This is a genomic window from Actinomycetota bacterium, assembly GCA_035540895.1.
Lineage (GTDB): Bacteria > Actinomycetota > JAICYB01 > JAICYB01 > JAICYB01 > DATLFR01.
The window spans coordinates 1-12,437 of record DATLFR010000158.1; the positions used below are offsets into that span (position 1 = coordinate 1).

Consider the following 12,437-nt stretch of genomic DNA (forward strand, 5'->3'; position numbering starts at 1 on the left):
CCGAGACGATCCGCGATCCGGCGGGTTCCTGCAGGTCTCGGGGCTGCGCTTCGAGTACGACTCCGATCGGCCCGCCGGATCGCGGATCGTCTCGGTGACGCTCGATGACGGGACCCCGATCCCACCCGACCAGTCGCGCTACTCCGCCGCCACGAACGACTTCCTCAACGGTGGAGGCGACGGCTACACGATGCTGGCGGACGGAGCGGGCGTGACGCGGGAGCTCATGGCGGACGTCCTCCTGGACCACATCCGGGCGGCGGGGACCGTCCGGCCCGCGACCGAGGGGCGCATCCGCGACATCCGCTGACCTCGGTACGACCGGACGAGCTAGCGCCGCCCCGGCTCCCGTCGGGGCGGCGCCTTCGTCACGGTCCGGAACCAGTCGGCGGTGATCGGCTCCCCCTGCGCGAAAGCGGTGATGCCGGCGTCCAGCGTGGCGAAGAAGCTGCGCATCTCCTCGAGCCGACCCTCGACGAACGCCGCCTCCTGCTTCGAGCTCGTCCCGTCGGCGTCGGCCACCCGGCGGGTCTCGTCGACCGTAGCCACGACCTGTCTAACCATCCACCGGAAGCGGCGCTCGAAGATCTCCTGCATCACTCTCCAGAAGTCGGTCGCCGCCTCGTAGTGATCCTTCCGGGAGCCGGGGACGTCGACCCGGCGCACCAGGTGCCACTCCACGAGGCCGCGGATGGTCATCGAGATGTTGCTCTTCGACTGCTGGAGCTCCCCGGCTATGTCGTCTAGCGACAACGGCTCGGGGCTCAGGTACAGGAGCGCGAAGATCCGTCCCTGGAGCTGAGAGAGGATCCCCGACGGCGCCGCGCCGGCCCCCACGCCGTCGACGAAGATCGCGGTCTGGCGGTCCATCACGATGTCTCCTATAGTTTGAACATACAGAATATCTTGAACGCTCAGGAGGTACCTGATGCCTACTCTGCCCGTCGTCCACCAGGAGCGCAACGTCCCCGAAGGGATGCAGACGCTCGTCGGGTTCACGCCCGACTACTTCGACGTCTTCACCATCCACACGGACATGGCCCGGGAACGGACGCCCGAGCAGTGGGCGCGGGCCCTCGTCGAGCACGCCGCCGGACCCGCGGGACAGTTCGTATGGCGGGTCGTCCTCGGCCTCCGCCTGGACACCTCGCCCGAGAGCGTGGGCGGCTGGAGGGTCGGGGGGCGCGGCGACGACTGGATCCGGCTCGAGGCGAGCTCCTGGTGCCTCACCGCGAACGTGACGCTCCTCCTGTCCGACGACCGGCTGAGCGTCGGGACGTTCGGGAGGTACGACCGGGCGGTCGCGGAACGGGTGTGGCAGCCCCTGTCGGTCGTGCACCGGCGGGCGATGCCCGGCCTGCTCCTCCTGGCCGCGAAGCGGGTCGGCGCCGAGGCGGCAGCCGCATGAGCCGGACCGAGCCCCCGTCCACCCGCGTGATCGACCGGATCGCTCACGACTTCGAGCTGTTGGACGTATGGCCGCTCCCCGTCACCGGTCGCCATGAGGAGTTCGACGACGTCATCGAGCTCATCGCCGCCTTCGACCCGAAGGGTTCGGGGACGTTCCTGACGCGGGCGCTCTTCCTGGTCCGACACCTGCTCGGCACCCTCCTGGGGTGGGACGACCCCGCCAAGGAGCGTCTCGTCCCCGGCACGACCGAGAGGACCCTGCGCGACCGGCTGCCGGACGACCTGCGCATCGTAGGCGCGGCACCCCATCCCGGGGACGGGTTGCGGACGTACGGTTTCGCCCCCCTCTACAGGACGGGAGACGAGTGGGCGGCCGAGATCTCCAACGACACCGTGCACGGCGTGCTGCACCTGGGATGGTTGCGCGAGCCGGGCGGGCTGCATCGAGCGCACCTGAGCGTGTACGTGAAGCCGCGCGGTGCGCTCGGCCGGGCCTACCTGATGCTCATCCAGCCCTTCCGCCATCTCCTGGTCTACCCGGCCCTGCTCCGCGTGGTCGAGCGACGATGGGAGGCGTCCCGGGGCCGGCCCTCCGGGCACGGCCCGCGGGACTAGGCTCCCGCGTACGCCGCCTCGAGCTGCGCAAGGTCGAACTTCTTCATCCCCAGGAAGGCTCGCGTGACCCGGCCGAGGGTCTCATCGTCCGCTTCGGCCATCATCCGGTCCAGCGCCCGGGGGACGACCTGCCACGAGAGTCCGAACCGATCCTTCAGCCACCCGCATTGCTCGGCCGCCGGATCGGCGCTGAGCCTCTCCCAGTAGCGGTCGATCTCCTGCTGCTTGTCGCAGTGAATCATGAACGAGACGGCCTCGTTGAAGGCGAAGCCATGGTCGAAGGAGCTGTCCATGGCCGCGAACCCGTACCCCTCGAGGGCGAAGTCGGCGTACATGACGGTTCCCTCGCGCTCCGGTTCCGCGCCCGCGCCGTAGCGCTGGATCCGCCCGACCTCGGCGTCGTCGAACACGGAGGTGTAGAGACCTATGGCCTCCTCGGCCTTGCCGGCCACGTCGCCCACGAACAGCAGCGCAGGGACGATCCTCTGGGCGGCAGGAGGGAACTGCCCGATCTGCCATGAGAGGCCATAGCGGTCCTGCACCCATCCATATCGCGGACTGAACGGGTACTCGGCCAGGGGCATCAGCGCGCTGCCCCCGTCGATGAGGCCGGTCCAGAGACGGTCGACCTCCTCGGGTCCGTCGCACGGGACCATGAACGACACGGACGGGTTGAAGGTGAACAGCGGTCCGGCGCTGATGGCCATGAACGGCTGTCCGGACAGGACGAACGAGACCACGTCGGCGTCCCCCGACGGGGTGTCGCGGAGCGTCCTGATCGAGGTGATCTCCGACCCCTCGAACAGGGAGGTGTAGAGCTCCGCGGCCTCCTTGGCCTGCGTGTCGAACCACAGATGGGGGGTGAACCTGTGCATGCTCCTCCTCCTGGTTACGGGCCGATGTCCCGTGAGCCTATGACGCGCGGGCGACGCATCGGCGGCCGGGCTAGATCCGGGGGGCGGCCACCACGACCGCAGCGATGTCATCGCGCGCGACGCCGTCCTGGAACCGGACCGCCTCGTCGACCGTGGTGTGCGCGACCTCGTCCGCGCCCCTGCCTCCCTTCGCCCGCAGGAGGTCGACCAGACGTTCGTCGCCGAAGAGGTCCTCACCGCGGCGCGCCTCGGTCAGGCCGTCCGTGTAGCAGAAGAGAGCCTCCCCCGGATCGAGCTGTAGGGAGCTGTCGCTCAGGATCGGCCGCTCCACGACACCCAGGAGCATCCCCGGCTCCCCGACCGGGGAGACGCTGTCGCCGGAGATCTGCATAGGCATCGGGTGTCCGGCGCTCGCGAACGTGATGCGGGGCGCCTTGCCTCCTGCGGTCCGCACCCGCAGGTACAGGGCGGTGCAGAAACGCTCTCCCCCGTGCTGGAGCAACCCGTCGTTGACCATGTTGAGGACCGCGCTCGGCCGCTTCGATCGGATGGCAGCCGCGCGTGCCGTGTAGCGGACGAGCGCGGTGACCACCGCCGCCTGGGCGCCCTTGCCGCAGACGTCACCTATGACGACCGCCCAGTCGTCGCTCCCCGTCTGGAACACGTCGTAGAAGTCGCCGCCGACCTCGTCACCTCTCCCGGCCGGCCGGTAGGCCGCCCCGAGATCGAGCCCCGCGATATCGGGCAGGGACGGGGGCATCAGGCTCGTCTGGAGCGTCTGGGCGAGCTCCCGCACGCGTGCCTCCGATGACTCGGCGTGCTCCCGGGCCCGCAGCAGCTCCCTCTCGTACTCCCGGCGCGAGGTCGCGTTGAAGACGCTGGTGCGGATGACCTCGGGCTTCCCGTCCTCGGTCTGGACGAGGATCGAGTTCACGAGGACCGGGACGCGCGTCCCGTCGCGACGGACCATGTCGAGCGCTATCTCGCGCACCTGTCCCTGCATGGACAGCAAGGGGGCGTAGTGCGTCTCGTGGTAGATGCGTCCGCCCGCGCTCAGCAGATCGGCGAAGCGCACCCGCCCGACCAGCTCCTGCCTGGAGTAGCCCATCCACGCGAGCAGGGTCTCGTTCACCTTGATGATCGTCCCGTCGGGCAGCGTCGACAGGTACCCGCACGGGGCGTGCTCGTAGAGGTCCTCGGCGTTCTCCGCGGGTACGAGGCGGTCGACGAACCCCAGGTCCAGGTCGTCGGTGGGTGGGACCGAGCTCATCCCGCGCGCGCGGCCAGGAAGTCCTTCATGGCCCGGACGGTCTCATCGGGAGCGCTCAGGTTCGGACAGTGCCCGGTCGCCTTCAGCTGCACGAACTCGCTGCCCGGGATCTGCTCGTGGACGTACCTGCCGACGGAGACGGTAGCGATCGCGTCCGAGGAGCACTGGAGCACGAGCGCCGGCGTCCGCACGCGAGACAGGTCGGCGCGGTTGTCGCTGAGGAAGGTGACCCGGGCGAAGTGCCGGGCGATCTCGGGGTCGGTGCGGCAGAAGCTGTTCGTGAGCTCCTCCCCCAGCTCGGGCCGGTCCCCGTTCGCCATGATCACCGGAGCCATCGCGCTCGACCAGCCGAGGTAGTTGCTGTCCAGGGACTCGAGGAGCTCCTCGATGTCAGCCCTGCTGAACCCGCCCGTGTACCCCTCGTCGTCGATGTAGCAGGGGGACGGCCCCACCAGTACGAGGCTCGCGAACCTGTCCGGCTCCCGCGTGGCAGCGAGGACCCCGATGAGCGAGCTGACGGAGTGTCCTACGAAGACGACCTCGCGCAGGTCGAGCGCCTCGCATATCTCGAGCACGTCGGTGGCGTAGCCGTCCAGGGAGCCATACCGGTCACGGTCGTAGGCGCTCAGATCGGACCCCCCGGCCCCCACGTGGTCGAACAGCACGATGCGGTACGTGTCCGAGAAGGCGGGGACCACGTACCGCCACATGTTCTGGTCGCAGCCGAAGCCGTGCGCGAAGATCATGGGCTGACCGTCCGGACGTCCGGAGACGGACACGTTGTTGCGGCGGATGACGTCCATCTGCTTCCTCCCAGCGTCGACCCCCGGGGAGGGGGTCCGTCAATCGTATCGGGAGGCTCCCGGGGCGGCAGCGCCGCCGTCCGGACGTCTTGCGCACGAGCCGCCTCAGATCCACCTCTTGCGCTTGAAGTAAGCGAAGAGCCCCGACCCCGTCACGGCCATCATCGTGATGGCGAACCAGAAACCGAAGATCCGGCCCTCGTCCGGGACGAGCTCGAAGTTCATCCCGTAGACGCTCGCGATGTACGTGGGGACGGCGATGATGGCCGCCCACGCAGAGAGCCTCTTCGTCGCCTCTCCCATCTCCTGGGCGTGGACGGAGCCGATCAGGTCGAGGATGGCGCGCGCGAGGTCGTCCGTGCTGCGGATCTGATCCCCGATCCGCAGGGTGTGGTCCTGCACGTCGCGGAAGTACGACCGGCGCTCGGCCTCGATCGGACCGGTGGCTCCCTCGATCACCCGGTCGAGGATGCGGGAGACGGGCAGGACGTAGCGGCGGAACCGGGCCACCCTCTGCTTGATCGAGTACAGGGGTCGCTGCACGGGGGCCCGCGGGTCGGCGAGCACGATCTCCTCGATGTCCTCGACCTCCCGCTCCAGCTCGTCGGCGTGAGCTTGGTGGTCGTCGACCACCGCGTCGAGGAGGGCATGCAGCATGTCGGCGAAGCCACGCTCGGGCTCGGGGACCCCCGACTCGAGCCGGCGGAGAGCCTGTTCGACGCATCGGTCGGCGCCGTCGTGCAGGACCAACATCCAGCGGGGGCCTACGAAGCACGAGATCTGACGGGGGTTCAGCTGCTCCTCCGTTCGATCGAGCTGATGCAGGACCAGGAAGACGTGGGCCGCGTACTGCTCGACCTTCGGACGTTGTCTGGCCTTGGTCGCGTCCTCGATCGCGAGCGGGTGGAGGTCGAACTCGTCCGCGATCGAGGTGACGTCCTGCGGGGTCAGCGTCGCGAGGTCGGCGTGGGCGACCAGCAGCCGCCCGGGTTCGTCGATCACGTCGCTCACCACCGCGACGTCGGTGACGGGCGTCCACCCCGACCCTCGTTCGTACGACCTCGCTGTGAGCAACGCGCCCTCCCGCGCCGAGGCGATCGGCAGGCGTCAGTGTAGGAGGAGGCGCGAACGATCGCTCAGGAGTACCAGCCGACGACGTCGACGATGACGTCGGTGCTGCCGGTGTCGTTGTAGACGCGGATCCGGCCGTTCGCGTCGAGGGTCGCGACCACCATGTTGGCCACGGTCAACCCCGGCACCCAGTTGAGATCCGAGGCGAGCGGACGGGTGCCGCTCCCCGGGTAGACCGTCAGCCATCCGCCCGAGGAGGTGTTGGTGACGGTCACGTTCAGCACCGCCGCGCGCGGCTTGATCGCGGCGGTCGCCGGCGGGACCCCGCCCGCACCCGCGATGTCCACCGTCAGGACCCCACGCGGAGCGAGCGTCTGACCCGCGTACGGCTGCCCGCTGCCCGGTCGGGTGTCCACGATCCTGCGCGGGGGGAGACCGTGGTAGATCCCGGTGGTCGTGGCGTGGGTCGCCGAGGGGTCCGTGAACCAGCCGGCCACGTCGACGATCACGTGGGTCGAGCCCACCGCGTTGAAGAACGAGACCCACCCGTCGTGCGACAGGCGCACGACGACCCGGTTCGGGACGGTCTGACCCGGGGTGAAGTTGAGGTTCGAGACCCACGGTACGGGCGCGTTGGGTGCGTCCGGTGACGGGAACGCGCTGAGCCAGCCGTGCGCCGACGGCTGGGTCACGGTCACGTTCAGCACGGCCGCCGAGGCTCCCGAGGCGGGGACGCCGCCCCGCCCGGCCACCTGCAGGTCGCCCACCTGTCCGGGTCCCAGGGGGGCTCCGGCCCGGGTGTCGAGCAGGCGGGACGGGGTGAGCGGCCTGTACAGGCCCTCCCTCTTGGACGTGCCCTCGGAGTCCTTCACGACGTACCCGGCCACGTCCGCGATCACGTGCGAGCCACCGCTGTTGTGGATCGAGACCCAGCCCGCGTAGCCCACGGGGACCTCGACGAGGTTGGGGACGACGGTGTCCGGCCCGAAGTTGAGGTTGGACACGAGGGGACGGGGCATCCCACGCGGGTACACCGCGAGCCATCCGCCCGAGGTGGGAGGGACGGCGGTCACGTTCATCACGACCGCCTCGGCCTCCGCGGGCATGCCGGCGCGGCGGGTGATCTGCAGGTCGAGCGTGGCGCCCGGCGCCATCGGCGCTGTGGCCCCGCCGACCCGGCCGGTCCCGTCGCGCGTGTCGAGGATGCGCAGCGGCTGCTCGAGCGGCGTGAAGCGGCCGGTCGTGTCGAAGGCCGGGAGGCTCCCGCTGGGGGTGACCGCGCCGGAGTGGGGCGACATCGGCGAGAGGCCCGCCGAGTTGCGCGCCTGGACGCGGAAGGTGTGGGCCGTGCCGTTGGCGAGCCACTTCACGAGCGTGGTCGTGTCCGGCGAGTCGACGTGGACGGGGTCGAGCGGGGACGAACCCGCGTAGGGGGTGACGACGTAGCCGGTGATCGGCGCGCCTCCCGAGGCGGGGGCGGTCCAGCTCACGGTGGCCGAGGCGTTGCCGGCCGAGGCCGTGGGAGCAGCGGGGGCCGACGGCGCGGTGGCCGAGACGGCGGCGACCGAGATCGTGAACGGACGGGCCGCCGTGGATCCGGCGAACGTCTCGTTCGTCACGACGGCGTAGACGCTCCCCGACGCGCATCCCGAGGGGTCGAAGGCGACCGAAGCCGTCTGCTGGGGCCCGGCCGTTCCCGGCGCGGCGGTCCGGCGCAGAGAGGTCCCCAGGTCGCAGGCGACGCTGAGGCGCATCGTGCCCGCGAAGTCGTCGTTGCGGACGGCGACCGAGTAGGCGGACGACCCGCCCGGGAGCCGGATCCACGACACGGCCATGTCCCGCACGGTCCTGGACAGGCTCCCCCCGATCGACGAGATCGTCCCCATCGTGGTGGGAGCCGGTCCCGTCTGGGCGTCGGTTGCGTACCGGGTCGCGGCGGCGAAGCAGTACGGGAGCGCGAACGAGCCTCCGCAGGCCTTGTTGAACCGGACGGCAAGTGCGTAGTCGTTGAAGGCAGAGCCCAGCGAGACGCCGCGTCCCGGCTTGGCCAGCGCCGCGTCGAGGGCGGCCGCGAACGAGATGCTCGGGTCCTGGCTCAGCCGCTCCCAGGTCTCCTGGAGCACGTCCTCCCCGCCGCTGCCGAACCGTTCGCTGATCGACCGGAACAGGAGCCAGTACGTGTAGGGGTTCTGGTCGGCGGCCAGGCTCCCGCTCTCGCCGAGGTGGTTCATGGAGAAGGTGGGCCACAGGTGACCGGAGACGACCGCGTTGGCGCCCAGGGTCTCCTCCGCCATCCAGTTGGCGGTGGCCTCGATCACGAGATCGGAGGGCGCGTTGGGCGCGAAGAGTACCCCGTACCCGAACTGGATGGCGTGCTTGAACTCGTGGGAGGCGATCGTGCGCAGGACCCGGCGCCTCCAGGTATCGCCCGACCCCGGGGCGAGCGCCGAGTTGAGGACCATGCAGGTGGCCTGGGCGTCGGTCTCGGTCCAGGAGGTGTTGGGGTTGTCCCCGACCCGTCCGGCATGGGTGCCGACGTTGGTGACGTATCCGCCGATGCCCTCGCCCAGGTCGGCGATCCGGACGTGGTACCGCCCGTTGGAGGAGGACTTCAGCGGGGGCCGCGCCCACCCGAGCTGCCCGGAGGAGGTCCCGGCCTGCTTCGACCAGGCCGCCTCGAGCTCGTTGGCGTAGTCCTGGATGGTCAGACCGTAGGTCAGCTGGGCCTGGTTGTACTCGATCCTGAAGCGGGCCGACTCGTGGACGTGCGGCAGCGGACCCTCCGAACCCCCGCAGTACGGGGCCACCGGCGAGGCGAACGTGGCCGACATCTGGGTCCGCTCCGGCCCGTCCGGCGTGTCTTCGTACATCCGGTACGCCCGCAGCAGCGGGGTCGTACCCGACCAGAGCGCGTCGCTCCGGTAGCGCCGGTCGGCACGCTCGGGCTCCAGGACGGCCCGCGCCAGCTCGAGCGCTCCCTGCGCCCGGCTCATCTCGCCGCGTGCGACAGCCTCGGCGATCAGCTGCGGCGTGGGAGCCGAACGGACAGGTTGGCGCGTCGCGGCTCCCGCGGGAGCCGCCGGAACGGCGCCGACCGCAGCCACGACGGCGAGCGCGCAGGTGAAGGCGCGACGAAGAGGGCGCAGGAACGAGGGAAGGAAGGACATCTCCCCCTAGATATCGGTCATATCGGCCCCGTCTTTAGGGGCCGAGCGCACCGGGTCTAACCGATCCCCATCCGGTCCTTCACGCGGGCCAGGGTGGCGTCCGCGAGGGTCCGGGCGCGGTCGGCGCCGCGGGCGAACAGGTCCTCGAGCGTCGTCCCGTCCGCCCGGATCTCCCTGTACCGCTCCTGGATGGGGGCCAGGGTCTCGTTCACGAGCTCGGTCAGCTCCTTCTTCAGGACGCCGTACCCCTGTCCGGCGAACCGGTCCTCGATCGTCTCCCGGTCCTGTCCGGACAGCACCTCGTACATCTCGAGCAGGTTGCGGACGCCCGGAGACGCGGTGGCGAAGGACATGTCCGCCCCCGGGTCGGTGACCGCGCGGGAGATGGCGCGCTGGACGACGTCCGGGGGGTCGAGCAGAGCGATCGCGTGTCCCTTCTTCTCGCGCATGAGCGACTTGGACATCTTCACCGTCGGGTCGTCCAGCCCCATCACGCGCGCGGCCGAACCCCTGATCACCGGCTCCGGGACCACGAACGTCTCCCCGTACAGGCGGTTGAACCGCTCCGCGATGTCGCGGGCCAGCTCCACGTGCTGCTTCTGGTCCTCCCCCACCGGGACGAGATGGGTGTCGTAGAGGAGGATGTCGGCCGCCATCAGGACGGGGTAGTCGAAGAGCCCCGTGGGGACGCTCTCCAGGCGTCTGGACTTCTCCTTGTACTGCGTCATCCGCTCGAGCCAGCCGACCGGGGTCACGCAGTTGAGCAGCCAGGTGAGCTCGGCGTGGGCCGGGACGTGCGACTGCACGAAGACGGTCGATCCCTCGGGGTCGATCCCGCAGGCGAGGTACACGGCCGCTAGCTCACGGATCTTCTCGCGCAGGTACGCCGGATCGACGTTCTCGGGGATGGTGACCGCGTGGAGATCGACGATGCAGAAGACGCTCTCGTAGGTGTGCTGGTCGCGCACCCACTGGCTGAGGGCCCCCAGGTAGTTGCCGATGTGCAGGGAGCCGTCCGGCTGGATGCCGCTGAAGACGCGCTTGCGGTCCATCGCGTCAGGTTACAAGTGGAAGGCCCCGGCCGGAGCCGGGGCCTTCGCAGAAGTCGGTCTTTCAGGGGCGGAAGTTCGGTTCGGTCCGGGCGTCCGGCCGATCGAGCGTTAGCCCTCCCGGCCGTTCGCTTCCTTCTCGAGACCTCCCCTTCGTCCTTCCGAGCCGACCCCTGGACACGTTCCCGAAGGTCCGTGTCTGCTCGTCCGTCCGCTTCGGACCCTCCACCCTCGCGGGCTTCGCGTCCTCCGCTTCCGTTGTGACGAGCGCAAGCACAAGTTAGGGCGGGTCGGTTGTGGAACGCTAGAGCAACAACCTGTGACTTTCCTGTGGATTCAGACGCGCTCCCGGCGCGGGTTCGGAAGGGGCGTGAGGATCTTCTCGAGCTGCCCCCTCAGGTGCTCGTAGTCCGGTGGGAGGGAGAGCGCCTCGCCCAACGACTCGAGCGGCTCGTCGGCGTCGAACCCCGGGCCGAGCGTGGCGATCTCGAAGAGCACCCCACTGGGCTCCCGGAAGTAGATGGACCGGAAGTAGAAGCGGTCGATGACGGGGGTCACGTTCATGCCGGCGGCGGCGACGCGCTGGCGCCAGGCGTCGTGGTCGTCCATCTCCGATGCCCAGGCGACGTGGTGCACGGTCCCCGCGCCCTGGACCCCACGGGTCGTCGAGACGTCGTACGCGTAGAGCCCGCCCCGGTCGCTGCCCCGAGCCTCGAACGTCTCCTCGCCGCGTGGGGTGAACCCGAGCGTCTGCTCGAGCAGGGACCGGCTGGCCGCGATATCGGCCGTGTAGGCCCGGACACCGTCGAAACCCTGCAGCGCCATCTCGGCCGGGACATCGGGGTGACGGGCGACGAGCGGCTGGTCGGACACGTCGGACACCCGCAGCTCGAGCTCGAGGCCCTCCGGATCGGCGAAGACGAGGGTCTCCCCCGACGACCGGACCTCCACCCCCTGGCTCCTCAGACGGTCCTCCCAGAATCCGAGCGCGTCGCGGGAGCCGACCCGCCAGGTGACGCGGTACACCATCCCGGCCCCCGCCCGTCCGGGCTGGGCGTTCGGGTACTCGAAGAAGGTGATGTCCGCGCCGGCGCTCCCCTTCTCGTCCGCGTAGAAGAGGTGGTACACGGTCGGGTCGTCCTGGTTCACCGTCTTCTTGACCATGCGCAGCCCGAGCACGCCCGCGTAGAAATCGACGTTACGCGGAGCGTCCCCGGTGATGGCGGTGATGTGGTGGATGCCTTCGAGCTGCATGTCGTCCTCCGTGCTAGGGGCGTCCCGTCGACCTACCCCGCTCCCATCGGGTAGAACCTCCCATGGCCCCGACCATTCCCGTGTACCTCGAGATCGGGAGGCGTCGCTCCTTCGCGGCCGCCCTCCACTGGCCCGGTTGGTGCCGCAGCGGCCGGGACGCCGACGCGGCCATGGATGCGCTCGCGTCCACCCGGACCCGGTACGCCCGCAGCGTCGGCCGCCGGGTCCCGTCCGGGGAGCTGGAGGTCGTCGAGCGGCTGCCGGGCGACGCGACGACCGACTTCGGCGCCCCCGGAGCCATACCGTCCGACGACCGGGAGCCGCTCACCCCCGAACGGCTGGACGAGCTGGTCGCGCTCCTGCGCCGTGCTGGACGGCGCTCGATCGCGCCGCCGACCGCCACCGCGGCGCCGAGCTCCGCAAGGGACCGCGCGGCGGGGGGCGCGAGCTGGACGCGATCGTCCGGCATGTGTACGAGGCGGACCACGCCTACCTGCGGAGCATCGGGGGCCGCCACGCCGACGACGGTGAGATGGGGTCCCTGCGGGACGCGATCGTGGAGACGCTCGCCGGCCGGGTGAGGGGGGAGCCCCCCGCGCCGTCACGCCGCCGGACGCCGCACTGGCCCCCGCGCTACATGATCCGCCGGTCGGCCTGGCACGCGCTCGACCACGCGTGGGAGATCGAGGACCGGGCGACGTAGAGCGTTCCCGTCGGCTCGCGGTGCCCTGCCGCCTCGGGACACACGTGGGCCGGAGGGGGGTCGCACGAGGACCGAGTGTCCCGAACCGGCGACATCCTGCCGCCTCCGGACGCACGGGGCGGGAGGGCGGCCCGCAAGAGGACCGTGTGTCCCGAACCGGCAACGTCCCGCCCGCGTCTGGACGCGTCTGCGCGCGCATAGGCCCTCCCCGGACCCTCGG

The 12,437-nt window shown here is 70.3% G+C and carries 12 protein-coding genes; 4 read left to right on the forward strand and 8 right to left on the reverse strand.

Annotated elements, in window-relative coordinates:
• Window positions 1–310, forward strand: a 310-nt coding sequence (locus VM840_09235) for a 5'-nucleotidase C-terminal domain-containing protein (protein HVL81761.1), incomplete at its 5' end; no start/stop codon positions are given.
• A 20-nt stretch (window positions 311–330) separates the two neighbouring features.
• Here the strand turns inward: VM840_09235 and VM840_09240 are convergent.
• Entirely contained in the window at window positions 331–870 is a 540-nt protein-coding gene (locus tag VM840_09240; protein ID HVL81762.1) for a MarR family transcriptional regulator, read from the reverse strand.
• Window positions 871–928: 58 nt separating this feature from the next.
• On the opposite strand from VM840_09240, the gene VM840_09245 reads away from it, so the two are divergent.
• Both VM840_09245 and VM840_09250 read left to right on the forward strand, forming a co-directional pair.
• Entirely contained in the window at window positions 929–1,408 is a 480-nt protein-coding gene (locus tag VM840_09245; GenBank protein ID HVL81763.1) for a hypothetical protein, read from the forward strand.
• Window positions 1,405–2,025: a DUF2867 domain-containing protein gene (locus tag VM840_09250; protein HVL81764.1), complete on the forward strand. Its 621-nt coding sequence runs from the start codon at window positions 1,405–1,407 to the stop codon at window positions 2,023–2,025. Before VM840_09245 ends, VM840_09250 begins: the two co-directional genes overlap by 4 nt.
• Here VM840_09250 and VM840_09255 read toward each other — a convergent pair.
• The 7 genes from VM840_09255 to VM840_09285 form a co-directional block, all read right to left on the reverse strand.
• Complete coding sequence (locus VM840_09255) at window positions 2,022–2,900, reverse strand: VOC family protein (protein ID HVL81765.1); 879 nt, start codon at window positions 2,898–2,900, stop codon at window positions 2,022–2,024. The genes VM840_09250 and VM840_09255 overlap by 4 nt on opposite strands.
• A gap of 70 nt (window positions 2,901–2,970) precedes the next feature.
• The gene (locus VM840_09260) at window positions 2,971–4,170 is read right to left on the reverse strand and encodes a SpoIIE family protein phosphatase (GenBank protein HVL81766.1); all 1,200 of its coding nucleotides are present in this window, start codon (window positions 4,168–4,170) and stop codon (window positions 2,971–2,973) included.
• Window positions 4,167–4,973, reverse strand: coding sequence for an alpha/beta hydrolase (locus tag VM840_09265; protein ID HVL81767.1), 807 nt, complete (start codon window positions 4,971–4,973; stop codon window positions 4,167–4,169). Before VM840_09265 ends, VM840_09260 begins: the two co-directional genes overlap by 4 nt.
• A gap of 105 nt (window positions 4,974–5,078) precedes the next feature.
• Window positions 5,079–6,047, reverse strand: coding sequence for a magnesium transporter CorA family protein (locus tag VM840_09270; GenBank protein HVL81768.1), 969 nt, complete (start codon window positions 6,045–6,047; stop codon window positions 5,079–5,081).
• 62 nt (window positions 6,048–6,109) lie between these two features.
• A complete protein-coding gene (locus tag VM840_09275; GenBank protein ID HVL81769.1) occupies window positions 6,110–9,211 on the reverse strand; it encodes a fibronectin type III domain-containing protein in 3,102 nt (1,033 codons plus the stop codon).
• Window positions 9,212–9,267: 56 nt separating this feature from the next.
• Entirely contained in the window at window positions 9,268–10,263 is a 996-nt protein-coding gene (gene trpS / locus VM840_09280; protein HVL81770.1) for a tryptophan--tRNA ligase, read from the reverse strand.
• 333 nt (window positions 10,264–10,596) lie between these two features.
• On the reverse strand, window positions 10,597–11,514 hold the full coding sequence (locus tag VM840_09285) for a VOC family protein (protein ID HVL81771.1): 918 nt from the start codon (window positions 11,512–11,514) through the stop codon (window positions 10,597–10,599).
• Window positions 11,515–11,983: 469 nt separating this feature from the next.
• Between VM840_09285 and VM840_09290 the strand changes: the two genes are divergently transcribed.
• Complete coding sequence (locus VM840_09290) at window positions 11,984–12,217, forward strand: hypothetical protein (GenBank protein HVL81772.1); 234 nt, start codon at window positions 11,984–11,986, stop codon at window positions 12,215–12,217.
• Window positions 12,218–12,437: the final 220 nt, after the last annotated feature.